General features: G+C 43.8%; 28 protein-coding genes. 22 read left to right on the forward strand and 6 right to left on the reverse strand.

Annotation, left to right across the window (positions count from 1 at the left end; all coding sequences use genetic code 11):
- The first annotated feature begins 112 nt into the window (after positions 1 to 112).
- The 15 genes from ACSLP7_RS08695 (at position 113) to ACSLP7_RS08765 (ending at position 10,646) form a co-directional block, all read left to right on the forward strand.
- Positions 113 to 670 (forward strand): YeeE/YedE family protein, encoded by a 558-nt coding sequence (locus ACSLP7_RS08695; RefSeq protein ID WP_435578927.1) that lies wholly within the window; start codon positions 113 to 115, stop codon positions 668 to 670.
- Position 671: 1 nt separating this feature from the next.
- Positions 672 to 1,085 carry a DUF6691 family protein gene (locus ACSLP7_RS08700; protein ID WP_435578928.1) on the forward strand — a complete coding sequence of 138 codons (414 nt, stop codon included), beginning with the start codon at positions 672 to 674 and terminating at the stop codon, positions 1,083 to 1,085.
- A 42-nt stretch (positions 1,086 to 1,127) separates the two neighbouring features.
- Entirely contained in the window at positions 1,128 to 1,877 is a 750-nt protein-coding gene (locus ACSLP7_RS08705) for a DUF481 domain-containing protein (protein WP_435578929.1), read from the forward strand.
- A 140-nt stretch (positions 1,878 to 2,017) separates the two neighbouring features.
- A complete protein-coding gene (locus ACSLP7_RS08710; protein WP_272831521.1) occupies positions 2,018 to 2,353 on the forward strand; it encodes an arsenosugar biosynthesis-associated peroxidase-like protein in 336 nt (111 codons plus the stop codon).
- A 12-nt stretch (positions 2,354 to 2,365) separates the two neighbouring features.
- Positions 2,366 to 3,421: an arsenosugar biosynthesis radical SAM (seleno)protein ArsS gene (gene arsS, locus ACSLP7_RS08715; protein WP_435578930.1), complete on the forward strand. Its 1,056-nt coding sequence runs from the start codon at positions 2,366 to 2,368 to the stop codon at positions 3,419 to 3,421.
- Positions 3,421 to 3,921 (forward strand): rhodanese-like domain-containing protein, encoded by a 501-nt coding sequence (locus ACSLP7_RS08720; protein ID WP_435578931.1) that lies wholly within the window; start codon positions 3,421 to 3,423, stop codon positions 3,919 to 3,921. Before arsS ends, ACSLP7_RS08720 begins: the two co-directional genes overlap by 1 nt.
- Positions 3,914 to 4,528 carry a TIGR04282 family arsenosugar biosynthesis glycosyltransferase gene (locus ACSLP7_RS08725; protein ID WP_435578932.1) on the forward strand — a complete coding sequence of 205 codons (615 nt, stop codon included), beginning with the start codon at positions 3,914 to 3,916 and terminating at the stop codon, positions 4,526 to 4,528. The genes ACSLP7_RS08720 and ACSLP7_RS08725 overlap by 8 nt, the downstream gene beginning before the upstream one ends.
- Positions 4,525 to 5,337: a purine-nucleoside phosphorylase gene (locus ACSLP7_RS08730; protein ID WP_435578933.1), complete on the forward strand. Its 813-nt coding sequence runs from the start codon at positions 4,525 to 4,527 to the stop codon at positions 5,335 to 5,337. The genes ACSLP7_RS08725 and ACSLP7_RS08730 overlap by 4 nt, the downstream gene beginning before the upstream one ends.
- A gap of 55 nt (positions 5,338 to 5,392) precedes the next feature.
- Positions 5,393 to 6,361, forward strand: coding sequence for an arsenosugar biosynthesis arsenite methyltransferase ArsM (gene arsM / locus ACSLP7_RS08735; RefSeq protein WP_291183609.1), 969 nt, complete (start codon positions 5,393 to 5,395; stop codon positions 6,359 to 6,361).
- A gap of 10 nt (positions 6,362 to 6,371) precedes the next feature.
- Positions 6,372 to 7,181 (forward strand): DUF547 domain-containing protein, encoded by an 810-nt coding sequence (locus ACSLP7_RS08740; RefSeq protein ID WP_435578934.1) that lies wholly within the window; start codon positions 6,372 to 6,374, stop codon positions 7,179 to 7,181.
- Complete coding sequence (locus ACSLP7_RS08745) at positions 7,171 to 7,899, forward strand: TIGR04283 family arsenosugar biosynthesis glycosyltransferase (protein ID WP_435578935.1); 729 nt, start codon at positions 7,171 to 7,173, stop codon at positions 7,897 to 7,899. Before ACSLP7_RS08740 ends, ACSLP7_RS08745 begins: the two co-directional genes overlap by 11 nt.
- 24 nt (positions 7,900 to 7,923) lie before the next feature.
- On the forward strand, positions 7,924 to 9,030 hold the full coding sequence (locus ACSLP7_RS08750) for a helix-turn-helix domain-containing protein (RefSeq protein WP_435578936.1): 1,107 nt from the start codon (positions 7,924 to 7,926) through the stop codon (positions 9,028 to 9,030).
- A 154-nt stretch (positions 9,031 to 9,184) separates the two neighbouring features.
- Positions 9,185 to 9,577 carry a hypothetical protein gene (locus ACSLP7_RS08755; protein WP_435578937.1) on the forward strand — a complete coding sequence of 131 codons (393 nt, stop codon included), beginning with the start codon at positions 9,185 to 9,187 and terminating at the stop codon, positions 9,575 to 9,577.
- Positions 9,577 to 10,065 (forward strand): hypothetical protein, encoded by a 489-nt coding sequence (locus ACSLP7_RS08760; RefSeq protein WP_435578938.1) that lies wholly within the window; start codon positions 9,577 to 9,579, stop codon positions 10,063 to 10,065. The genes ACSLP7_RS08755 and ACSLP7_RS08760 overlap by 1 nt, the downstream gene beginning before the upstream one ends.
- An 11-nt stretch (positions 10,066 to 10,076) precedes the next feature.
- Positions 10,077 to 10,646 (forward strand): YceI family protein, encoded by a 570-nt coding sequence (locus tag ACSLP7_RS08765; protein ID WP_435578939.1) that lies wholly within the window; start codon positions 10,077 to 10,079, stop codon positions 10,644 to 10,646.
- Here ACSLP7_RS08765 and ACSLP7_RS08770 read toward each other — a convergent pair.
- The 4 genes from ACSLP7_RS08770 to ACSLP7_RS08785 form a co-directional block, all read right to left on the reverse strand.
- A complete protein-coding gene (locus tag ACSLP7_RS08770; RefSeq protein ID WP_435578940.1) occupies positions 10,643 to 11,896 on the reverse strand; it encodes a POTRA domain-containing protein in 1,254 nt (417 codons plus the stop codon). The genes ACSLP7_RS08765 and ACSLP7_RS08770 overlap by 4 nt on opposite strands.
- Entirely contained in the window at positions 11,893 to 12,906 is a 1,014-nt protein-coding gene (locus ACSLP7_RS08775; RefSeq protein ID WP_435578941.1) for a glycoside hydrolase family 113, read from the reverse strand. Before ACSLP7_RS08775 ends, ACSLP7_RS08770 begins: the two co-directional genes overlap by 4 nt.
- 41 nt (positions 12,907 to 12,947) lie before the next feature.
- A complete protein-coding gene (locus tag ACSLP7_RS08780; RefSeq protein ID WP_435578942.1) occupies positions 12,948 to 13,820 on the reverse strand; it encodes a hypothetical protein in 873 nt (290 codons plus the stop codon).
- An 83-nt stretch (positions 13,821 to 13,903) separates the two neighbouring features.
- Positions 13,904 to 14,617, reverse strand: coding sequence for a DUF547 domain-containing protein (locus tag ACSLP7_RS08785; protein WP_435578943.1), 714 nt, complete (start codon positions 14,615 to 14,617; stop codon positions 13,904 to 13,906).
- A gap of 194 nt (positions 14,618 to 14,811) precedes the next feature.
- Between ACSLP7_RS08785 and ACSLP7_RS08790 the strand changes: the two genes are divergently transcribed.
- The 5 genes from ACSLP7_RS08790 to ACSLP7_RS08810 all read left to right on the forward strand — a co-directional run bounded on the left by ACSLP7_RS08790 (position 14,812) and on the right by ACSLP7_RS08810 (position 20,441).
- Positions 14,812 to 16,116, forward strand: coding sequence for an NAD(P)/FAD-dependent oxidoreductase (locus ACSLP7_RS08790; protein WP_435578944.1), 1,305 nt, complete (start codon positions 14,812 to 14,814; stop codon positions 16,114 to 16,116).
- A 2-nt stretch (positions 16,117 to 16,118) separates the two neighbouring features.
- Complete coding sequence (locus ACSLP7_RS08795; RefSeq protein WP_435578945.1) at positions 16,119 to 17,702, forward strand: 4Fe-4S binding protein; 1,584 nt, start codon at positions 16,119 to 16,121, stop codon at positions 17,700 to 17,702.
- Between the two features lie 134 nt (positions 17,703 to 17,836).
- Complete coding sequence (locus tag ACSLP7_RS08800; protein WP_435578946.1) at positions 17,837 to 18,262, forward strand: toxin-antitoxin system YwqK family antitoxin; 426 nt, start codon at positions 17,837 to 17,839, stop codon at positions 18,260 to 18,262.
- The gene (locus tag ACSLP7_RS08805) at positions 18,259 to 18,954 is read left to right on the forward strand and encodes a glycosyltransferase family 2 protein (protein WP_435578947.1); all 696 of its coding nucleotides are present in this window, start codon (positions 18,259 to 18,261) and stop codon (positions 18,952 to 18,954) included. The genes ACSLP7_RS08800 and ACSLP7_RS08805 overlap by 4 nt, the downstream gene beginning before the upstream one ends.
- On the forward strand, positions 18,951 to 20,441 hold the full coding sequence (locus ACSLP7_RS08810) for a cellulose synthase family protein (RefSeq protein ID WP_435578948.1): 1,491 nt from the start codon (positions 18,951 to 18,953) through the stop codon (positions 20,439 to 20,441). The genes ACSLP7_RS08805 and ACSLP7_RS08810 overlap by 4 nt, the downstream gene beginning before the upstream one ends.
- Here ACSLP7_RS08810 and ACSLP7_RS08815 read toward each other — a convergent pair.
- Positions 20,438 to 21,667, reverse strand: coding sequence for a M28 family peptidase (locus ACSLP7_RS08815; protein WP_435578949.1), 1,230 nt, complete (start codon positions 21,665 to 21,667; stop codon positions 20,438 to 20,440). The two genes, ACSLP7_RS08810 and ACSLP7_RS08815, sit on opposite strands and share 4 nt — an antisense overlap.
- Positions 21,668 to 21,698: 31 nt before the next feature.
- Between ACSLP7_RS08815 and ACSLP7_RS08820 the strand changes: the two genes are divergently transcribed.
- A complete protein-coding gene (locus ACSLP7_RS08820; protein WP_435578950.1) occupies positions 21,699 to 22,832 on the forward strand; it encodes a TolB family protein in 1,134 nt (377 codons plus the stop codon).
- A 3-nt stretch (positions 22,833 to 22,835) separates the two neighbouring features.
- A complete protein-coding gene (locus ACSLP7_RS08825; RefSeq protein WP_435578951.1) occupies positions 22,836 to 24,278 on the forward strand; it encodes a glycosyltransferase 87 family protein in 1,443 nt (480 codons plus the stop codon).
- Here the strand turns inward: ACSLP7_RS08825 and ACSLP7_RS08830 are convergent.
- Positions 24,205 to 24,999 (reverse strand): pseudouridine synthase, encoded by a 795-nt coding sequence (locus tag ACSLP7_RS08830; protein WP_291183135.1) that lies wholly within the window; start codon positions 24,997 to 24,999, stop codon positions 24,205 to 24,207. The genes ACSLP7_RS08825 and ACSLP7_RS08830 overlap by 74 nt on opposite strands.
- Positions 25,000 to 25,036 lie beyond the last annotated feature (37 nt).

Below are 25,036 nucleotides of genomic sequence, written 5' to 3' on the forward strand. Positions count from 1 at the left end.
TTTTAGTTGTTGCACGCCCGGGGTTTAGACTCCGGGCTTTTTTCTTTAAGTGTAACTCAAGTTACCGTAGTTCCCGTAATGGGCTGCTAATTTTGGCAGAAATCCTACAGGTATGAACATATTGATGGAACCATGGCCCTGGTATATTTCGGGTATTTTGATCACCGGGGTCATGGCCCTGCTGTTGTGGGGAAATAAGAGTTTTGGGGTTTCGGGAAACTTCAGAACGCTGTGTACACTATGCGGCGCGAATAAAAGAGCTTCTTTTTTCAAATTTGACTGGAAGGCACAACGCTGGAACCTCTGGGTGATGGTTGGAACTATTTTGGGCGGATTCATTGGAGCGAATTTTTTGAGTGATGAATCTACTGTTTCGATCAACGAATCCTCTGCAGAAAGACTCCGACAAATTGGAGCCGCTGATGCAGGCGAGGCCTACTTACCAGAATTCCTCTTTGGAACCGAGGCTCTAACAGAACCAAAATCTCTAGCCTTATTGATCATAGGCGGATTCCTCGTTGGATTTGGGGCGCGCTATGCCGGTGGATGTACCTCTGGCCATGCCATTTCTGGCCTGAGTAATTTGCAATTGCCTTCGCTACTGGCTGTAATGGGTTTCTTTATTGGCGGCCTTGTCATGGTTCATTTAATCTTTCCAATTCTTTTTTAACATGCGCACGATCTACTTTTTAGCTGTCGGAGTTCTATTAGGCATTACTTTGTTCAAATCAGAAGCTGCATCTTGGTTTAGGATTTACGAGATGTTTCAGTTTGATTCTTTCCATATGTATGGGATCATCGGTACGGCAGTCGGACTGGGAGTCCTCGTAGTTCAGCTCATCAAACGTAAAAAACTCAAAGGATTTAACGGAGCTCAAATTCAAATCAACCCTAAAGAAAACAGACGCTACAGCTACCTTTTAGGTGGAATACTCTTTGGATTGGGTTGGGCCTTGGCCGGAGCTTGTCCTGGTCCTATGTTTACGCTATTGGGCAGTGGTTATCTAAGCATGCTCGTGGTCATTGCAAGTGGTTTGTTGGGCACCTTTGTTTACGGCTTAATCAGGGAAAATCTCCCGCATTAAAAAAGCAGAATTTAGTACATTGGCAGCACCAACCAAACAATCATGAAAAAGCTGCTGATGCTTTTGTTGCTGTTCACTTCTGAAGCACAAGCTCAAATTCTAAACGCTGAATCTTTAAGAAAAGTAACCGATACCTCAGGCTGGTCTGGTTCTGCGACCGTGAACTTTGCCTTGGTGAGAAACGTGAATGATATTATCAGTTTGGGGTCTGATATACATGTGCAATACAAGACCGAAAAACAATTGTTTCTTATCAAAAATCAAATCGCTTTTAGAAAACTCAACGAAGACGATTTCTCCAATTTTGGAATCACTCACCTGCGCTATAATTATGTGCTTTCTGACCGTTGGCGTTGGGAAGCCTTTGCTCAAGGGCAGTACAACCGCGTGGCTTTAATTGACTTTAGAGGGCTTTTGGGAACTGGACCGCGCTACAAGATTTCTAATTCTGAGAATTACAAGTTCTATTTGGGGAATCTGGTGATGTTTGAATACGAGGAAGTAGCCGATGGGATCACGCCAAACCAGCGCGATGTGCGTTTGAGTTCTTATTTATCATTCAGCCTTTATCCTAACGAAAATGTGAGTTTCGTTAGCACCACCTACTACCAACCACAGCTGGACCAATGGTCTGATTTTAGGATCTCATCAGAATCAACCCTACTGGTCAAAATGTTTAAAAACCTAAACTTGAATGCGACCTATGTGTTCATTTATGACGCCTTCCCTGCTGTAGGGATTCCCAACTCACAATACCGCTTCAGCACTGGGGTAACCTATACATTTGACTAGAAATGAGCGCCTTTTACCGAAAGGGCTAAAAAAGTCATATTTCTGCGTAAGCTATTCCCCCATAGCGAGACTACCTTTGTATCTTTACGAATTACAAAACCAGAACGAGCAAAATCTCGTATGTAAAACAAAGAGAACTTATGGCAAATTCTTATTACGATCCTGCCGATCTGCGCAAATTTGGAAAGATCACCGAATGGAGTGAAGAACTCGGAACCAAATTCTTCGATTACTATGGAAAAGTTTTTGAAGAAGGCGCCTTGTCTGCCCGTGAGAAATCATTGATCGCCTTAGCCGTATCCCATGTGGTTAAATGTCCATATTGCATTGACGCTTACACCAAAGACGGTTTACAGCGAGGAATCACCAAGGAAGAAATGATGGAAGCGGTTCATGCTGGAGCGGCTATTGAGAGCGGAGCCACACTCGTTCATGGTGTTCAAATGATGAACAAATACAATAAACTGAGCATGTAGCTCACTGCTTTTATGGCGACAAAATCCTTAAAGAAACGCGAAAGCGAATTGGCCAACGCGCAAAGGCAATTGGAACTTTTGTCCAACGGTATTTTTGCCGATGGAGAATTGCCCACTTTTGCCGATAAGATCAAAGGCGTAGGACATTTTCCTTTGCGTCCAAACAAATTGGAGATCCTTCAGATCAATGTTGGGTATATGTGTAATCAAGTCTGTGAGCACTGCCATGTGGATGCAGGTCCGGATCGGAAAGAGATCATGACCCGTGAAACCATGCAGCAGTGTTTGGATGTGATTCGCAATACAGGTGCGCATACATTGGATCTTACCGGAGGTGCTCCTGAGATGAACCCAGACTTCAGATGGTTCGTGGAAGAAGCCGCCAAAGCAGGTATTAAGGATTTTATTGTTCGATCCAACCTAACGATCATTCGCGCCAATAAAAAGTACTACGACCTCCCCGATTTCTTTAAGAAACACAACATTCACGTAGTTTCTTCTATGCCGCACTGGACGCGTGGCAAAACGGACAAGCAACGCGGTGACGGTGTTTTTGACAAATCCATAAAAGCTTTGCAGGAACTCAATGACCGTGGCTACGGTATGCCAGACAGTTCGTTGCGCTTAGATTTGGTTTACAATCCTTCTGGAGCATTCTTACCCGGAGATCAAGCCAGTATGGAAAAGGATTTTAAAAAGGCTTTGATGGAAGATTTTGGAATTCAGTTCCACAATCTGTTCGCCATTACCAATTTGCCGATCTCGCGCTTTTTGGATTATTTAATCGCCTCAGACAACTACGAGGACTATATGTATCAATTGGTGGAAGCTTTTAATCCAGCTGCAGTTGCCAATGTGATGTGCACCAATACGCTTTCCATAAGTTGGGACGGCTACCTGTATGATTGTGACTTCAATCAAATGTTAGGGTTACCTGTAAATTCCAAGGTAAAACACATCTCGGAGTACAATGAGGACTTACTTCAAAACAGAAATATTGTGATCTCTCAACACTGCTATGGCTGCACTGCGGGTGCAGGAAGCAGTTGTCAGGGAACCGTTGCCTAATGAAAAGATTACTGTTTTTATTGCTGCTGATTAGCTCTTTGGCCTATGGTCAACAAGATTGGGATGCGTTGCTCCAAAAGTATAATGAAGACTCTGTGCCTTATATCACGGCCTCCCAAACCGCGACTGCCTTAGAATCAGATCAAAAAGTGGTGGTTTTGGATGCTCGAGAAACAGCAGAATACCAAACCAGTCATTTACCCAATGCCATTTTTGTGGGATATGATGATTTCAAACTGAGCAAAGAGGCTAAAAAGTCCCTGAAAGAGGCGGATCAGATCATCGTGTACTGTACCATTGGGGTGCGATCCGAAGACATTGGTGCACTGCTGCTGCAAAAAGGGTACACCAACGTTCACAATCTCAAAGGCGGAATTCTCTCTTGGAAGAATAACGAATTTGAAGTCTACAATATGGATCAGCAACCCACGGAAGACGTACATGTCTACGGCCCAAGCTGGGGCAAATATTTACTTAAAGGAACCGCTGTACATGACTGATTCAGCTTTAATCATATTTACGCGCAATCCTGAGTTGGGCAAATGCAAAACACGTTTAGCGGCCACCATTGGTGATCAAAACGCTTTGGAGGTTTATCAATTTTTGTTAGATCATACGGTTTCCATTTCCAAAAACCTGCCTTTTGATCGGTATGTATTCTATTCTGAGAAAGTTCATCACAACGACCGCTGGGATGAGAACATCTACCAAAAAGAGGTTCAAAGTGAGGGAGATCTAGGCCTAAAGATGCGCGCAGCCTTTGAGCAATTGTTTGCTAAAGGCTATAAAAAATTGGCCATTATAGGAAGCGACCTTTTTGATCTGCAGAGTAAAGATCTGATTGACGGCCTGGAGCTTTTAGACCAGTACGAAGCCGTTATTGGCCCTGCGCAGGATGGAGGTTACTACTTTTTAGGCATGACCCACCTCATCCCAGAAGTATTTGAAAACAAAGAATGGGGAACCGATACCGTGATGATGGATACTATCAATGATTTACTGAATAAAAACTTCAGTAGTCTTCCGGTTCGTAATGATATTGACTATTTTGAGGACATTAAAGACAAAGCGGAATTCCAACGATTTATACCTGAACACTTGCAATGATAAACCTGATAGAACAAACCACTGATTTTTTAAAAGGCAAAGGATTTGACAATCCGGAGATCGGAATCATTTTAGGAACTGGCTTAGAACGCTTGCCAGAACATGTCGAGATTCAAAAGGAGATCTCTTATAATTTGATCCCGAATTTCCCCACTGCTACCGTGGCCTTCCACAAAGGCAAACTCCTATATGGAACCTTAGCGGGAAAACGAGTGATCATCATGCAAGGACGCTTTCACGTCTATGAGGGATACACTTTGCAGGATGTGACCTATGGCGTGCGAATCATGCATGCTTTGGGCATTAAGAAACTTTTGGTTTCCAACGCAGCGGGCGCCATCAACCTCAACTTTAAAAAGGGAGAATTGATGCTTATTGATGATCATATCAATTTGCAAGGAGGTTCACCACTTGCTTTTAACGGCGTGGATCAGTTGGGAGAGCGGTTTGTAGATATGGCAGCGCCATACGACACCGAGATCAACACAACTCTTGAAGCTTTAGCCAAAGCGTCTGGGATTCAATTGCACAAAGGAGTTTACGCCAGCGTTGTAGGCCCGCAATTGGAAACGCGCGCAGAATATCGCTACCTCAAGATCATTGGAGCCGATGCCGTAGGTATGAGTACCGTACCGGAGGTCATTGTGGCCAATCATTTGCGTTTGCCAGTTGTCGCAGTTTCTGTATTGACAGACGAATGCGATCCAGACAATTTGCAGCCCGTTGATATTCCGGAGATCATCGCAATGGCAGAAAAAGCAGAACCGGATATGATAGCCTTATTCAAAGGCCTGATAGAATCACTGTAAAATGCAGTAAGGTCAGCTAATCAAACACGACTGAGACTTACGTTAACAAACCACTATGAGTTACTTAGAGACAACCCACGATGTATATAAAGAAGCAGCACTAACACCAGATGTAGGGCTGTGTTGTACCACCAATCCAATCTGGGAATTGCCCGGGCTGAAGATCCCAAAGATCATGCAAGAGATGAACTACGGCTGCGGAAGCACGGTTCACGCTCGTGATTTGGTAAACGACCCTAAGATCCTTTACGTAGGAGTTGGTGGAGGTATGGAGCTGTTGCAGTTCAGCTATTTCTCACGCCAAAAAGGTGGAGTAATTGGTGTGGATGTGGTGGACGAAATGTTGGAAGCCTCTAAGAAGAACTTTATTGAAGCAGAAGCTCAAAACCCATGGTTTAAAAGTGAGTTTGTAGAGTTGCGCAAAGGTGACGCGATGAACCTCCCACTAGAAGACAATAGCGTGGACGTCGCGGCTCAGAATTGTTTGTTCAATATCTTTAAAGAAGACGATCTAAAACAAGCCATTGCAGAAATGTATCGCGTGCTAAAACCACACGGACGCTTGGTGATGAGTGACCCGACCTGTGAGCAGCCAATGAACGATACGCTGCGTAATGACGAGCGTCTGCGTGCCCTTTGCTTGAGCGGAAGTTTACCAATTTCAGAATATGTAAAAGCCTTGACTGATGCTGGTTTTGGAACTATCGAAATTAGAGCGCGTAAGCCTTATCGCATCTTGGATCCAAAGAACTATCCGACCGACGAGCTCATCTATATTGAAAGTATAGAAGTAGCTGCCATCAAAGACCCAATGCCAGAAGACGGTCCGTGTGTCTTTACAGGAAAAGCTGCGATTTACTTTGGAGAAGAAGAATATTTGGATGACAAAAAAGGACACATCCTATTAAAGAATCAACCCATTGCCGTTTGTGATAAAACCGCTGGTAATTTGGCAGATCTGGGCCGTGATGATATTTACATCAGCGAGTCTACTTGGCATTACGACGGTGGCGGTTGTTGCTAATACAAATCCCATGAAAACCCAAAACCTACTTATTCGCTTTGCCTTAGTTGGCTTTGTGGCTTTGAGTCTGCAATCTTGTGGTCTCTTAGGAGCCGCTGGACTCAGCAAACAAGGGCTTTCTGCTAAGAAAGCTCCAGCAAATCTTACCGCTGCAAGCAATACGTCTTCTGAAATGTTGGACCACAGCAATTGGACCACTTTGCTGCAGAAACATGTAGATGAAGCCGGATTTGTAAATTATAAAGGTTTTCAAGAAGATAAAAAGGATTTAGATGCTTACTGCAGCTATCTCTCGAGTTTTCAGCCGGATGAGACCTGGTCTGTGCAAGAGCAATTGGCTTACTATATCAACCTGTACAATGCCTATACCATCAAGTTGATCTTGGAAAATTACCCAACTGCAAGTATCAAAGACTTAGACGGGCCTTGGACCAAAGCTTTTGTACCGGTAGGAAATAAAAATCTCAGCCTTGGTGGCATAGAGAACAGTCTGCTTAGAAAAATGAACGAACCGCGGATCCACTTTGCGATCAACTGCGCGTCTTTTTCATGCCCAAAATTGCTCAATGAAGCTTTTACTGCTAATGACATTGACGCCCAATTGAACCTGGTCACCCGTGACTTTATCAATTCTGAGCGCAACGAGATCTCAGAAAATCAGGCCAAAGTATCTCAACTTTTCAATTGGTATGCGAAGGATTATTTAGCCAATGGAACCCCAAGTGTAAAAGAATTCATCAATCGATACAGCGATGTACAAATTGCTCCAGAGACCACTTTGGAATTTTTGGAGTACGATTGGTCCCTGAATGAACAATAAGTCACCCAAACTCAGTATAATTGTTCCGGTGCTCAATGAGGCCGACCAACTCTATACCCTTTTACAACATCTGTATCAGCAAATGAGCTTCCCTGAGCAGGTGGAGGTACTTATCATTGATGGCGGAAGTACTGATGAATCAGCAAAAGAGTTTGAACGCTACCACAATCAGCACACGGAATTTAATCTCAAATGGATAAGTTCTTCGGAAAAAGGAAGAGCTGTCCAAATGAACTTGGGAGCACAAAATGCTATTGGCGCCATATTCTACTTTTTACATGCAGATAGTTTGCCTCCAGTAGGTTTTGATGCCTTGATTTATCGCGAGGTGGAACGAGACAACCAGGCCGGTTGTTTTAGAATGCGTTTTGATTCTTCCCATTGGTGGTTGCGCTTGGCGGGATGGCTTACTAGACTGAACTGGAAGATCTGTCGCGGAGGAGATCAAAGCCAATTCATTACACGGGAGCTTTTTGAAAACATAGGTGGTTTTGATGAATCCTACCGCATCTTTGAAGACAATATGCTCATAGAAGCCCTTTACAAACGTGGACAATTCACGGTGATTCCTAAAACGCTGGTCACTTCTTGCAGACGTTACGAAAAGACCGGAATTTGGAAACTGCAGTACCATTTCTGGATGATCCAGCTCAAACACCGTCGCGGAGCCGGACCAGAACACCTTTACGCCTACTATCAAAAACACCTTGCGAAATAGCACAACTTCACTATCTTTAAAGAAGTGGAAGCTTGGGAAGTATTATTGGTCGTATTGCTCTGTGCAGGAGCTATTCAAGGCATAACCTTTGGGATCATTCTCTGGCGCAGTCAAGGACCACATGCTTTGGCCAATCGATTTTTGGCCGCGATCCTCTTCTTTTTCTCTTACCGGCTCATTGTTGAGACCATGAAGATCTTTGAACTGGGACGCTATGACTTCTGGTATCATGTGCTCTTGGAATACAATTGGGTCTACGGACCACTGCTATATTTGTTTGTGCTGAGTTATGTGCGACCCAAGTTCAAATTAGAACGCATACACTTACTGCACTTCCTTCCCGTGATCATTGAGGTTATCTGGAGTTTCTTTATCAAAAGTCAGAACTTTTACTGGGATGGCACCCGAGAAAGTCTGAGCTGGCTAGGCTATTGGGGTTATGTAGTTTGGATGCACTACCCGACTATGTTTGTGATCTCAGCGACCTTGATCATTATTTATGCCCGTAAGTCTGTTAGGGTGCTCAATGAAGCTTTGAACGATCCCCAAATTCGAATCATTCCAGAGCGGGTCGTTTGGATCAAGCGCGTGATTCAAGTACTGCTCGTTTTTACCGCACTCTATTTGATCGGTATTGGGATCGATTACTTCTTTTTCAGTTACAACAGCAATCTGTTTTATGGGCATCCTGTTTTTGTGGGAATGGCAGCCATTACCTATTGGATGGGATTGGAAGGGTTCTCCCGCCGCAATGAAGACGCCTTTAGAAGCAATGCAACAGTTTCTGATAAGAACTTGGATCAGCTGCAACAAGTAGCCGATAAGATCACCACAGCTATGGAAGAGCAGCAGCTCTATAAAGATCCCGAGTTGAGTGTAAAAAAACTGGCTGATCTCTTAGACACCAAATCCTATTTGATCACAAAAGCACTTAATGTAGTCCTTAAAACCAAGTTCAGTGATTTTGTCAACGGCTACCGTATTGAAGCGGTAAAAACTCTTTTAGCCGACCCCAAAAACGAGCAATTCACCCTCTTGAGTTTGGCTTTTGATGCCGGATTTAACTCCAAAGCTTCTTTTAATCGTGCGGTTAAAAAAATCACGGGAAAATCTCCTAGCGCCCTGAAATAGCGCTTTTTGAGGTCTCATTTTTCAAAATGACACCTGCAGTTTTCTTCTAATCAGGTCTCATTTCTCCAATCGAGACGATTGGCATCATTTCTTGCCGCATCTTTGGCTTGTCATTGCGAATCACCCATTGGCGATCGCTTAAAAATTTACTCAGATGAAAAACACATTCAAGACTCTTTTACTAATCTGCTTTTTAATTCCATTAAGTGCCTGCGGACAAAACAACACACAAACTCAAGAACTCATTGGTACTTGGAAACTGGATATGAGTCCACAAGACACCACCGATGACAATTTTGCAATGATGCGAATAGAAAAGATCAGTGGCAACAGCTTTGAAGGCACCTTTTACAGAGAAGGAGTCAAGTTGACCAACGGTCAATTAAATACACAACTTGGGATTGTATACGGCGCACTGGTCTCTGGAGACAATAGCGGCTCATACAACACAACCTTCTACCTCAAAGAAGGAAAACTTTACGGCACTACTCATGCTATTGACAGAAACTTTTTAGCTGTCTGGATCGCCACTAAAACTCAGAACTAATGAGAACCCTGCTGCACCTGATTCTTTTGGTAACTGCCGTGAGCTTTGCTCAAGTCAATTACGGCACACCGCCAGAGGGGCTCATCCCAGAAGCCTTGGAAGGGATTCCACAAGCTTTGGAAGTCATGCACTTCCCCAAAGTGAACCACCCGGTCAAGATTGATGAGCGTTACTATTGGAAACACGCTACGGGTGTGATGAGTAATCAGGCACCGGTAAAGATCATTGAATACGGCGCTTATCTGTATTACAACGACCAATGGAACCTCAGAAAGAAATACCCACTTAAAGAACTCAAAAAGAGCTTTGGGATCAAAGATCAAGAGTTGTTGCAAGGTCATCCTTATGTCTGGACAGACAACTGGCGCACAGACGATAGACTCTTTGGCGGATGGGCCATGTGGTATTTCATTGCAGAAACTCAGGACGGGCAGCGCGTATGCGGATACGCCACTATTCACACCACCGATCAATTATTAAATCCTTAAAAAAACTTGTTATGAAAGCTATTGTTTTACTATTTACTTTGATGTTGTTTCCTCACTTCGGACTTGGACAAGAAACGCTCGAACTCAAAAACACCAAACCCCTAACTTGGCAGGGTAAAGCCGCCATGGGAAGCTATGCACCAGAAGGAACCTTGGATGTCGACAAGGCCATAATCACTATAGAAAACGACCAAATTACCGCCTTGACCGTTGCCGTAGATATGAAAAGTCTTTCTCAAGAGAATAAAAAACTTGAAAGGCATTTGCGCAATGAAGACTTCTTTGATGTTAAGGTCTTTCCTCAGGCTGTTTTCACCCTTACGGCACCGGTGAATCTCAACAACGGAAACTGTCAATTAGAAGGCGTGATGTCTATTAAGAACAAAGCGGTTGCTGAGGAGATTCCAGCTTGGATCAATATTACCGATAAACTGATCACCATAACTTTTGATGCCGAACTGGATCGTACGGCCTACGGTATTACCTATAACTCGCCGAGCATATTCACAAAGTTGAAAGATCAGGCAATCGCAGATGCCTTTAATTTGAAAGGTGTGCTGAGTTTTCCGAATCGATTCTAGAAGTACTGCCCAATTCCGAAGACAAATCCGCGGGTTGCCTTATCGGAGATCCCATAGCCGTAATCAATCCTAAAAATTGCGTTGAAGATTCTTTTGTGAATAAAACGCAAGCCAACACCCGGATAGATCCGAACGTTCTGACTGTCACCAAAATCACTGAGGTCTCCCCCAGGATTGCGCCAGCTTCCACTGTCGACAAAGACATTGCCTTGCAGCACAAACCAATCTTTGTCGACCAGGGTGTGACGGTATTCGGTATTGAGCACGATCACTCCAGTACCCCGATCAATGATGTTCCCCACCCCGCGAATGTTCAAGTTGTTATCCACGGCAAAAGGCGCAAATGGCGATTCGTCATTACTGGCCAAGCCCACACGTAAGCGGGAAGCCCAGTTTCCGCGTTTACCCACACGTTTGTAGTAGATAAAATCGTTCCAACCGATTACAAAATCAGGCAGAACAGGATCTGAACTCAATACGTATTGCAGGTTGAGCATGCTGCGGAATCCCTCTAAATACTGAAAGTAGAAGTCTACGTTACGGTATTCATAAATACCCTTGAAAAGGACCTTATCTACGTCAAAGTCTAAGGGAACTCCATCCTGAGTTGCACCTTCCACATAATCGTAATCTTCATTAAAGAAATTGATTCCGAATTGGGCGCTGTGGAAAAAATTGAATTGATAAAGCGCTAAGGCCTCAATAGAAGTATTGTTGTAGCGATAATCGGCATCGCCATCATTCAAAAACACAGGCTCTAAGGTGGTGATGTCTCCAAAGTTTACCGCCAAACCAAACTTACGCGAAAAGAGGTTGGGCGCCCTAAAATTCAATCCGAAGGAGGAAAAGATATCGTCTTGATAAAAACCGCCAATCGTAATGTTTCGGCCTAAAAAATTGTACTCATAAAGACCTACACGATAAGCAAATTCGTCATCATTGGTCGTATAAACATTGAGCTGTGGAATGAGTGTAAAATTGTCCTGAACCCCAAAAACCACTTTAACCGTGCCGTCCTCTTTGGGATGTACTTGGTAATAGGCGTGAGAAACTCCCGCAAGGCGAATCATAAAATTCACATCGCGTTCCAATTGGGCCGAGTCCAGTTTCATTCCGGGACGTAGCTCTACCAAGTTCTTTAAAAAAGCGGTCTTAGAGCGTTTGTTTTCTTGGAAGACGATCTCAGAGACCTCTTGCCCAAAACTGGCTGCGCTTAGCAGCATAAACGCCATGCAAAATATTGCTCTCACTGTTTGCCGTACTGTTGTTGAATGATTTTTTCTACCGGTTTGTTCTGCGGAGTGAACTGGCTGTCTGTCTCGCCATTGATGCGCTCGTCAAAGGTGAACCATTTCCAGATGAATCCGCCGGCGAACCAAGGCTCTGACCAGACCGATTCAAACAGCGCCTGAGTGGTATTGGTCTGCGCTTCCAAGTTAACTACAGTTTTGGTGTGATCACTATCCCAGGGTTCCTTCCCAGAGAAATCTGTAGATCTGTAGCCGTACTCCGTAAAGATGATCGGCCGCTCCTCTCGAGCACTGACCGATGCGAGTTCCTGCTTCCAGGGCAACCAACCCGCTTTGGCTTCTTCCACGCTTGGCGTTTTACTGTCCGCAACAGGGAAATAAGCATCTACGCCGATATAATCGAGTTCTGACCAAAAGGGAACACGCTTGTACTCATCCCAATTGGCTGCATAGGTCAATTCCCCTTTATAAATGGTTTTGATCTGCTGAATTAATGAGGTCCAATATTCCGGTCTGTTCACAATGAACTGCTCCAACTCCGTCCCGATACAGAACATTTCGGCTTGGGTATCTGCCGCCATCTGGGCATACTCCAAAATGAACGCGCTGTAAGAGGCTTCCAGGGTTTTCCAATCTGCTTCGGAGGTCATTTTCATATAACCGGTGAATTCGCCACGCCAAATCCAAATTTGTGGCTTGACCATGACTTTAATTCCATTTTCTTTAAGGACTTTGATATACTGAGTAGCACCTTCACGAGTCTCTCCAAACCATTGTCGCTCCGTATTGTGTATAATGTTTGGATTGTCCAAAGACCGAATAAACCCAAAAGGCATCACTGCAGCAAAGTTTGCATTGACATTCAGCACATGTTGTACCTCTGTATTGTCTGTCGGATTCCTGGCAGCGACATAACTCACACCATTGATCAACTGCTTTTGCTGTTGAGCGCAGCTCCATGTCACCGCGCCAAGCAATCCAACAATAAAAATCTTTAGGGTAGCCTTCATCTGCAATTTTATTTGCATATGAATTTACAAAATACCCACGGTTAAAACACCGCTCTTAACCCAATATTAAAGGTTTCACCAAGTCCTGTATCGTTCCCACGAACAAAGTTGGTATACAGACCTTCGATATTGAGTTCTTTGGTCAATTGGTATTTAACACCGCCACCAACGGCAGTAAAGTCTTGTGAAAAATCACTTCCCAGATCGATCAACTGAGAATGTTGTGCTAAAGCAAGTACCGTAAACTTACTGCTCGGGAAGTAACTCAAGAATACTCCAGGAGTTAGTCTCAAACTGTTATTGGCAAAACTGGCCTCTTTATCTCCAAAGTTTAATTCAGAATTCAGCTCTGTAAATAACTGCCAATCTCCACCTGGGAATGTATAGTCATAAAAGAAGCGGTTCTGCCAAATGAATCCGTCCTGATCTAAAAAGACACCGTCTTCTACTTCATTATCTACCAAAGGAATAAAAAACGAACTTTGAATGGAGAAGTTGTTTACGTTTTTAAGCGGAACAAACTTTACCGAGGGTGCAATGGAGGTCAATCCCGAACGCGCCGTTCCCCGTTCTCCATCAAATTGAAATACCTCTAAAGCGCCGCGATCTGCGATCACATTACTTCTAAATTCCAAGATCACCCCTAAATTCCAGCGGCGGTTCTCACCAATACCGGTATAGGCCTCTAAGGTTGATGTAAAGAACGTTTCACGAGGCTCCGTGCCGTCTGTAAAGGTACTTTCTGTTTGGGTGTATAGGTTGTTGAACCATTTAAGGTCATACTGACCTTTTCCGATCAATTTAGAAGGGGTTAAGGTTTGAATTACAGAACCTTCTGTTTGATCGTCGTCTTGAGCGCTTAGCCCTAAGCTAATCAGTCCTAAGAAGACCGTTAGCAATATTTTCTTTTGCATAGTTGTTTTTTTAGTTTGTGCTTCTTGTGGTTCAAGAGTTATCGTATCAAACTCTTGAACACACAGAAGACTTTGGATATGTATTATTGAGCGTTTAGACGCCAATCATAACTGTAATAGCTAATCTTAGCTCCATCCGCGATGGGTGTAGTTCGGTACTTGTTCAAAAACCCAACTAGGGTTTGATCCTTCGTCACAAAATCTTCCTTGTACCATTTAAAAATCTCAGAGACTCCAACTTTCTTGCCCTTTACTTTGATAAAGCTCGGGTTGTTGACCGCCAGTTTGGTTTGTTGTTCCAAAAGCGAATCTACATTGGCTGGAGTGTAGGCCTGACTGATGAGCGGGGGGCATCCTTGCGCACCACAGACCAAGACAAAATGCACACGCGCGTCATTAAATACAGCACGTAGCTTTTTATTTTCAATATCATTTAAGGTGATCTTCTCTCCTCCTACGGCGTATTTGGTCTTATCAAAAAAGCCGGCTTTGTCTAGTGGAGAATTGATTGGGTAGTTGTCAATGATCCCTTTAATCACCAACAAGTTGTAAGTGTTGATCCAAAAGGCGCGATACGTATCGGCATCTGAGGCATTAACCTTAATATCGCGGGCCTGATCCAAAAGTGCATTCAAGGCAGATGGATCGGCATTGATTCCTTTATAATCTACTTTTCCGTCAGTGACATGAGCGGCAAAAAAGCGCTCCGACCCACTAAAGAAATCTTGTGTAGATTGAGCTACAGCCATCCCTGGGAGTAGCAACCATAGTAATGTTATATATATTAAACTTTTCATAGTTCTTTTTGGTTTTGATGCCTTTTAGGTCGAAGGGTACAAACCATTACTTACAACATATTTTGAAAAATTTTGCGTAGTAATAAAATTCAATTCCTTACAAGACTTCCAAAATTTAAAGCCATTCTAAATTGCTGATCTGTGTAATGTTACTAACTTTAAGTACGACTGATCGCTCAACTAACTCTCCAAAAATGGAACACATTGTAATCATTGGCAACGGTATTTCCGGCATAACTACAGCGCGTCATATCCGCAAGTTATCCGACCATAAAATAACCGTCATCTCTGCCGAAACGGACCATTTCTTTTCACGTACTGCCCTGATGTATATCTATATGGGACATATGAAATACGAGCATACCAAACCCTATGAGGATTGGTTCTGGAAGGAAAATAGAATCGATCTTAAACGCGGATTCGTGGAATCTGTAGACACTGCAAACAAAAGCCTGCAATTTGCAGACGGCGGCAGTATGAATTATGACAAATTGGTATTGGCTACCGGCTCTAAACCGAATAAGTTCGGCTGGCCTGGTCAAGATCTAGACGGCGTACAAGGATTGTATTCTAAACAAGACTTAGACGCTTTAGAGGTCAATGCTCCTAATAATAAAGTCTGCAAGCGCGCGGTGATCGTAGGTGGTGGACTTATCGGTATTGAATTAGCAGAAATGCTCAGTACTCGTGGAATTCCGGTGACCTTTTTAGTTCGAGAAGAGAGTTTTTGGAACGGCGTATTGCCCAGCGGAGAAAGCGGCATGATCAACCGACATATTGTGAGTCATCACATTGATTTGAGATTGGGTAGCAACTTGCGTGAAATTCTCGCCGATGAAAACGGCCGCGCACGTGCGGTGGTAATCGATGAAACTGGAGAAGAACTGGCCTGTGATGTAGTTGGACTGACTGCAGGAGTATCACCAAACATTGACTTTTTAAAAGACAGCGGTATTGAATTAGGCCGCGGAATCAAGGTAAACCGTTTGTTGGAGACCTCAGCAAAAGATGTTTATGCCATTGGGGATTGCGCAGAACAGCGAGAAGCCATTGGTAATAGACGCCCCATAGAAGCCGTGTGGTACACCGGCCGTATGATGGGCGAAACGCTGGCTCAAACCCTATGCGGAAATCCTACGGAATACAAGCCCGGTCATTGGTTCAATTCTGCTAAGTTCTTTGACATTGAATACCAGACTTACGGTTGGGTATTTAGTGATCGCAACAAAGCAGACCACGAACAACACTTCCACTGGGCCCATGAAGACGATACCAAATGTATTACTGTGGCCTATCACAAAGACTCTCGCTTGTTTTTAGGAATCAACACTTTTGGGATCCGCATGCGTCACGAAGTTTTTGACCGCTGGCTCACAGAAGGCCGCGATGTGGACTACGTTATGTCCCATTTAAAACAAGCGAACTTTGACCCCGAGTTCTTTGCACATTTTGAAAACAATATTAATCAGGCGTTCGCCGCACAATTACAAACCGCATAATCATGAGTAGATTTGATAAATCCATGAGCTTAGCCGGAGGACCTCCGGTAGCTATGAAAACAGGTCAAAAAATTGGAACCCTGCTCGGTTTGTTCGGTTTGGGTATTCTCACTTTGGCAACGTTCAATGTGAGCCTTCCCAATCAAGGATTGTGGCTGGCCCTAGCCTTATTATCTATAGGCGGAGGTATTTTAGTCTACAGCAAATCCTTGTATAAAGACACCCTTCCGGGGATAAAGAATCACGGAGTTTGGTTAAAATCGGTTTCGAGCCGAGGCTTTTGGGCCTGGGTGGCCGGTATTGCCTTAACCGGATTCTATATTGTTCTATACTTTTTTGCCGAACTTTTAGGACAAGGCAGCGGAGGCGCAGAAAATACAGGGCTCATCGGTCTTTTTGATCCTCTGAGTTATGCCTTGAAAGGTCAACCTGCTAGCCAGTGGTTTGTTTACGGAACGCTATACACACTGGCCATTCTTGCCTTCGGAATCAAATTCATCTGGAAGTATCGCCACAACAGTTATGAAAAGATCCGTACCGGAAGTGTGATGTTCTTTCAAACAGTTTTTGCCTTTTTGATTCCAGAGATCATGGCGCGATTGAATGGCGATCTGCCCTATTACGACCTTAAGAACGTATGGCCTTTGAATTACTACCTTTTTGACCAGTGGAATGTAGACGCATTATTGATCAACGGTAGCTTTGGACTGACCTTACTGATCTGGGGAATCGCTTCTATCTTGGTGATCACGCCTATCCTAACGTACCGTTACGGAAAGCGCTGGTACTGCAGCTGGGTATGTGGTTGTGGAGGTTTGGCAGAAACTGCCGGAGACTCTTTCAGACAGCTTAGTGACAAATCCAGATCTGCTTGGCGTGTAGAACGCTGGGTGGTACATTCTGTATTGGTGTTCGCTGTGGTGACCACAACTGGAGTTATTCATTCTTATTTAGGCGATGGCAGCCAGTACTGGTTTAGCCGCGGCACTTTCTTGATCACCGTAGGAGTAGTGCTTACCATTCTCTTCGGATTGATCTGGAAGTACAAAAGACACGAACTTAAAAAAGACGCACGTTACGGCGCTATAGGATATTTAGTCATCATTTTGGCACTTATTGGATTGCACTTCAGTGCTGCGTCAGACAATTTATTGATCTTTCAAACGCACGAAGTACGATCTACCTACGGCTTTTTGATTGGATCTGTTTTTAGCGGTGTAATCGGAACTGGCTTCTACCCTATCTTTGGGAATCGCGTTTGGTGCAGAATGGGTTGTCCAATGGCAGCCATTCTAGGATTGCAACAGCGTTTATTTTCTAAATTTAGAATCACCACCAACGGCGGTCAATGTATTTCCTGCGGGAACTGTTCTACCTATTGTGAAATGGGAATTGACGTTCGTGCTTACGCGCAAAAAGGTGCCAATATTGTACGTGCTAGTTGTGTTGGCTGCGGAATCTGTTCAGCAGTTTGTCCACGTGGCGTGCTAAAACTAGAGAACGCCGATACCAAAGGCCGTATCAATTCTAACGATGTATTGTTAGGAAATGATGTTGATCTGATGGACTTGGTAAATCAGCGCTAAAAAAATTGAAAATTTATTGAAGAAAATCGTTAGGGTCAACCCGAGGCTTCGTCTAAGGTTGTGTAATGAAACTTCAAAAAACCATAATCTTTTGCAGCTTGCTTTTCCTTCTGGGAATGCAAGCTGCATTTGGTATGGAAAAGTCCTACCACAAAAGCTATTATCCCGATGGAACTATCAAAGCAGAGGGCTGGTTGATGGACACTCAAAAGGTTGACTTTTGGATCTATTATCATCCCAACGGAAAGGTAGCCTCCAAAGGACATTATAAAGCCGATATCATGCACGGCTACTGGCACTTCTACTATCCGCAGGGAAAATTGAAAAAAGAAGGTCACTTTGTCCTGGGAAGCGTGGAGAATTGGTGGATTTTTTACGAACTTGGCAGCCGTAAAAAGAGCAAGTTTCAATTCAAAAACAACCAAAAAAACGGGTTTTGCCTGCGATATGAAGGCAGTAAGCTCATTTTAGCCGAGAAGTATATTGCCGACAAAAAAGTGGGACAATGGACTTCAGTTCGCGCCTTTAAAAGAGATAATCCCGACGTTTCGTTTCGATGAATCCCCGTATCAAAGTCATTATTCCTGCCTATAATGAAGAAGATTCCATAGGCAAAGTCATTGCAGACATCCCTGAGCTGGTGCAAGAGGTGATCGTGGTGAGCAACAATTCCACGGACCAAACTGAGGCTAACGCAACCAAAGCCGGTGCTACGGTTCTAAAAGAAACGCGCAAAGGATACGGTTATGCCTGTTTAAAAGGAATGCACTACATCGCAGAATCTGAACCCTTGCCCGATATCGTTGTGTTTTTAGATGGAGACTACAGCGATTACCCTGAGGAACTCACTAATCTTGTAGCTCCAATTATTGAAGACGATATTGATTTTGTCATTGGCGCTCGCGTTCCAGAACTGCGAGAAGCAGGTTCTATGACTGGACCTCAAGTATTTGGGAATTGGTTGGCCACAACTTTGATGAAGCTGTTTTTTAGATCGAGCTTTACAGATTTGGGCCCGTTTAGAGCGATCAAATACGATAAGCTCTTGGCTTTGAACATGGAAGACAAAACCTACGGTTGGACCGTGGAAATGCAGCTCAAAGCCTTAAAAAAGAAATACAGTTATCGCGAACTTCCAGTGAAGTATCGCAACAGAATAGGGGTTTCCAAGGTTTCCGGAACGGTAAAAGGTGCTATCTTTGCTGGCGTAAAAATCTTGGGTTGGATTTTTAAATACAGTCTTAAAGGATGATACTTGAAACGCTAATATTGATAGTCTATTCGGCAGCCTTGATCATGATCTTCATGTACGCCTTGGCACAGCTGAATCTGCTTTTCAATTATCTGCGTGCCCGTAAAACCCAAAAAGATTCTCCCAAGTTTGACCTAAGTAAAAGTGATGAAGTTCCATACGTCACTGTACAGCTTCCTGTGTACAACGAGATGTATGTGATGGAGCGTCTTCTGAGCAATATCGCCAAGCTAGAATATCCTAAAGACAAGCTGGAAATACAGGTTTTGGACGACTCCACTGATGAGTCCTTTGCCAAAACTGCGGCACAAGTTGCGGAACTACAAAAAACCGGGCTGGATATTATTCACCTGAGTCGTGAAGATCGGGTTGGCTTTAAGGCAGGAGCACTCAAGGAAGGTTTAAAAACCGCCAAAGGCGAATACATCGCGATTTTTGATGCAGATTTCCTACCACAATCGGATTGGCTTAAAAAGACCATTCCTTACTTTAAAGACGAGCAAGTTGGTGTAGTACAAACCCGTTGGGGACACCTCAACAGAGACTATTCTTTGCTCACTCGTGTACAAGCCTTTGCTTTGGATGCGCACTTTACCCTAGAACAGGTGGGGCGCAATTCTCAAGGACACTTTATAAACTTCAACGGGACGGCTGGTGTTTGGCGTAAGCAATGCATCATTGACGCGGGAAACTGGGAAGGCGATACCTTGACAGAAGATCTTGACCTTTCTTATCGCGCGCAACTCAAAGACTGGAAGTTCAAGTATTTGGAAGAAGTGGAGACCCCGGCAGAATTGCCCGTGGTTATTTCTGCAGCTCGCTCGCAACAGTTCCGCTGGAACAAGGGTGGCGCAGAGAACTTTAGAAAGATGCTTTCACGACTTTTAAAAAGCCAAAACATCTCAGCCAAAACTAAAGTCCACGGCATACTGCATCTGTTGAACAGTACCATGTTCTTAAACGTGCTCATAGTAGCCATTTTAAGTATTCCTATCCTCTATATCAAAAATGAATACGAACACCTCAAGGTATACTTTGTGGTGATGAGTTTCTTTGTGATCAGCACGGTGATCTTCTTTATTTGTTATTGGTTCACCTATCGGAATATTTACGGCGGTGGTTGGAAGAACTTCCTGGAATACGTCGGGATGTTCTTTACATTCTTCTCGGTGGCCATGGGCTTTTCCCTGCACAATTCCATCGCAGTACTGGAAGGCCATTTGGGTAAAAAGAGCGAGTTTATCAGAACGCCAAAGTTCAACATCAGCAGTTTAAAAGACAGCTGGAAAGGCAATAAATACCTCAGAAAGAATCTGTCTCCAAACATCATCATTGAAGGTTTGTTGATGCTCTATTTTGGATTTGGAATGTACCTGGCTTTTGTGGTGGGAGACCAAGGTGGTGATTTTGGACTCTTCCCCTTCCACTTGATGCTCTTTATTGGCTTCGGATATGTATTCTTTAAAAGCTTGTTTAGTCGGGCTTAGAACTCCACATTTACGGTGACCTCTTCGCCTTCGCGTTGTACGGTAACCTTGGTAGATTGGCCTTTTTCAAAAGACGATAGTGCACGCATATAACTCATCATATCCGTCACTAAAGAGTCTCCCATTTTAATAACGATATCGCCTTTGATTAGTCCGGCTTTCTGTGCGGGACGATCTTCTGAAACACCATCAATGCGCATGCCTGTTCCACTGTAAAGATAATCAGGCACCACACCAAGACCAACCTTAAAACGAGGCACTTCCTCACTTTCATTCTTGGTTTTTCTAAAGGCTAGATCTCCTTGAGTACTGAGGTCTTTAATCAGATCCAAAATAAAACCTGAGATGCTTTCCATGCCTTCATAGTTTAGCTTTTCTGCGTCGTCACCGGGTTTGTGATAATCTTCATGCTGCCCAGTAAAGAAATGCAATACAGGAACGTCTTGCAGGTAGAAGGAAGTATGGTCTGACGGCCCAACACCTGATTCATGCTCTGAGATCTGAAAACGATCGTTATTATTGACAAAGATTGTTTGCTTGAAAATAGGTGAAGTTCCAACACCATGAACAGCCAACTGCTTGTCTTCGTTCAAGCGACCTACCATATCCATATTGATCATATAGGTGACCTTTTCGAGATCAATGGTTGGGTTCTTTACAAAGAAATTAGAACCCAATAGGCCCAATTCCTCTCCAGAGAAAGCAATAAACAAATAATTGTTTTTGGTCATAGCGCTATCCTGAACCTTCTTGGCCAGATTGAGCATGATGGCAACTCCGCTGGCATTATCATCGGCGCCGTTGTGAATAGCCGCTTCACCACGGTGCAACGAGCCTTCACTTCCCATTCCCAAGTGGTCGTAATGCGCTCCAATCACAACAGTAGTTTCTGCCTGATTGTCTAGATATCCAATTACGTTGGTTCCTGTGATGGTCCCGTCTGAGCTAATGGTATCAAAGGTAGCCTCGCGATGCGGATCGTTGGAAGGAGTAAAGGTGAAGGTTTGGTAATATCCTCCAGCACCTTTTGGTTCTAGACCTAAGGCGCCGTAGCGCATTTGAATATAATCCGCAGCCATGAGCTCATAGGGAGTTCCGGTATCTCTTCCCTTTAAAGAATCCGAAGCTAAAAAAGCCACATCGTCTTTCATGCTCACAGGGGTCTCAACCTCATTTTTACAACCGATCAAAGCGATTGCTGCTAGGATGCCAATAATTGCCTTCATATCCTTATTTTTGCACAAAATTAGTTCAAAAATGATCCGTATCCCAATCTTTGCTTTACTATTATTACTGATTGGTTGTAAGCAAAATACAAGCGAAACCCCTGCTGAAAATCTAAGCGAAGCCACTCCTAAAGCTGAGGAGCGCCCGAACATGATGGAGATGAGTTCTGATACCCTCATTTACCCAGAAGAGAAACATTTTAAGAGCATCAAACAGGTGACCTTTGGCGGAAACAATGCCGAAGCTTATTGGAGTTTTGACGACAAACAAATGGTGTTTCAAGCAGATTACGGAAAATGGGGCGTGGAATGCGACCAAATGTTCTTATTGAATGTAGGTGAGGATTTAATGGACAAACAACCACCAATGGTTTCTACAGGAAATGGACGTACAACCTGTTCGTATTTCTTACCCGACAACAAACACATCATTTATGCTTCCACCCACTTAGTGGATGAAAATTGTCCGGAAGTTCCATTACGCGAGAATGGAAAGTACGTTTGGCCTGTTTACGATTCCTTCGACATTTTCGTGGCCGACTTAGAAGGAAATATCACAGCGCAACTTACCAACGAGCCTGGTTATGATGCAGAACCAACAGTATCCCCTCAAGGAGATCGCATAGTATTCACTTCAACGCGTTCTGGAGACCTGGAGCTGTACACTATGAATTTAGACGGAAGCGATATGGTCCAGATCACCGACGAACTCGGTTACGACGGAGGCGCCTTCTTCTCACCTGACGGAACCAAACTGATTTTCAGATCTAGCCGACCCAAAACGGAAGCAGAGATCAAAGAGTACAAGGACTTATTAGCTCGCGGATTGGTGCAACCTACCGAGATGGAGCTTTACATTTGTAATGCAGACGGTTCTGATCTGCGTCAGTTGACCAACTTAGGAAATGCCAACTGGAGTCCGTTCTTCCACCCTTCTGGGGAGAAGATCATCTTTTCCAGTAACCACGAAAACGCAGGTGGATTCCCCTTCAATTTATATATGATTGATTTAGACGGACGCAATTTGGAGCGCATCACACACGGAAAGACCTTTGATGCTTTCCCAGTTTTCTCAAACGATGGGCGCTACTTAGCCTTCTCGTCTAATAGAAACAATGGCGGAACACGAGACACCAATCTGTTCATTGCTGAGTGGAAAGACTAATTTTTGAACGCGCTTAAAACATATCTACAAGGATCGCCTGCAGCTATGCTGGCGATCCTTTTTAGTTTAGTAGCCTATTATTTTATGGGCTATGAATTGGACCGCTCTGACTTTGGCCAATTGATGGGCGGCGTACTCATTTTATTTGCAGCAGCAGGGCTTTTGATCAACAATCCCAAGCTTAAGTTTTGGCATTTGGTTTTGATCGGTTTGGCCTTTAGGTTGATTCTGATTGTGGTCACGCCGAATTTATCGCAAGACTTTTACCGCTTTATTTGGGATGGAAGAATCATACTGACCGGACTTAACCCCTATGATTTCACCGTTTTTGAAATTCTAACGGAACAATATATCAGCAGCTTTCAAGACCCTGTAAGCATTCCAGATGCCCAAACGCTGTTCAACGGAATGGGAGATCTCAATGCGAGCCATTACAGCAATTATCCACCTTTAAACCAAGGATTCTTTGTACTGGCAGCATGGTTAGGCGGAAACTCTATCTTAGGTACGGCAGTAGCTATGCGCGTCTTGCTAATTCTTGCGGACTTGGGTATTCTCTGGATCGGCAAAAAGGCTTTAGAATACCTCAAAATGGACAGCAAGCGCATCTTTTGGTATTTTTTAAATCCTTATATCATTATTGAACTTACTGGTAACCTTCATTTTGAAGGTAGCATGTTGTTCTTTTTACTGGCAGGGATCTATCTGGTTCTGCGCAAACACTATGTTTTGGCAGGTTGCATGATTGGTTTATCTATTTCTGTTAAGCTGATTCCGCTGATGCTGTTGCCTTTGTTCTTCCGCTATTTCATTCCCAAAAAGACTTTTCAAGGTGGTTTCAAAAACCTCTTTGAGTTCTACGGCTTTGCTTTGATCGTTGCAGCCGGAAGCTTTTTGGCCTTTTTATCTATGGACTTCTTGGATAACTTTTCCAAGTCCATTGGCCTTTGGTTTCAAACCTTTGAATTCAACGCGAGTGTGTATTATATCATTCGCTGGATAGGCTATCAAACTGTAGGTTGGAATATTATTGCCGATGTGGGCAAGATCCTACCGCTGATCATTGTCAGCGTGTTGTGTTTGCTCGGTTTGTTTAGAAAGATCAGCAGTCCAAAAGACCTCTTTAGCGGTCTTCTTTTGGCGGTTAGCTTTTATTTCTTGCTTTCAACTACAGTGCATCCTTGGTATGTAGCAACTCCATTGTTGCTCTCCATCTTTACACGCTACCGTTTTGCCTTGGTTTGGTCATTGATGATCTTCTTATCCTACAGCGCATACGGACATAAAGGCTTTGATGAAAAGCTGCATATGGTTGCGATAGAATACTTGGTAGTACTCGCAGTATTTATTTGGGATTTAAAGCGGATTGGGTTTAGAGCATCTTCAAGTACGCCACTTCCTGCTCCGTCAAATGACGCCAGCGGCCTCGAGGCAGATCCTTCTTAGTCAAACTCCCGATGGTCACACAATCCATACGCACCACTTGATATCCGAAGTGTTCAAAAATGGTACGCACAATGCTGGTTCCGGTATGTTTGATCTTTAAACCGACCTCCTTTTTAGGGGCTTTATCCACATAGGAGATGTCTTCCACCATTACCTCTTTGTTGTCGATCTTAAAACCTTCTTTGATCTTACGCAGATCTTCTGCTTTTAAGTTCTTGTCCAACTCAATATGAAACAAGCGTCCAGGCGCCTTGGGAGAATTGGTGAATTTAGTATTGATGCTCGCGTCGTTAGTAAAAAGCAACAATCCAGTAGCATTGCGCCCTAAACGTCCGATCGGTTTTATATTGGCTTTAGTGCTATTACCGACCAAATCCATAACGGTATTGCCCTTCTCTTCACTGGTAGTGGTTGCGAAGCCTTTGGGCTTGTTCAACAAGACATAGGCGTTAGGTTCTGGCTGAATTCGCGCACCGTCAAAACGCACCTCGTCTCCAGGTTGAACTCGGAATCCCATTTGGTCAATTACCTTGCCATTGACCATGACCTGACCCGTGGCAATATACATATCGGCCTCACGGCGGGAACAAACTCCGCTGTTAGCGATATACTTATTCAAACGAATCCCAGATTGCTCTTTGGACTCCGCTTTTTTGGCTGGTGACTTTTTAAAGTTACCGCCTTTGTTTTTGGGATTGCCTTTTCTACCTCCGCGCTGCATGTCTTAAATTTTGCCGCAAAGATAGTATAAAGGGCAA

It is taken from the genome of Gilvibacter sp., assembly GCF_965601605.1.
In the GTDB taxonomy this organism is placed as follows: domain Bacteria; phylum Bacteroidota; class Bacteroidia; order Flavobacteriales; family Flavobacteriaceae; genus Gilvibacter.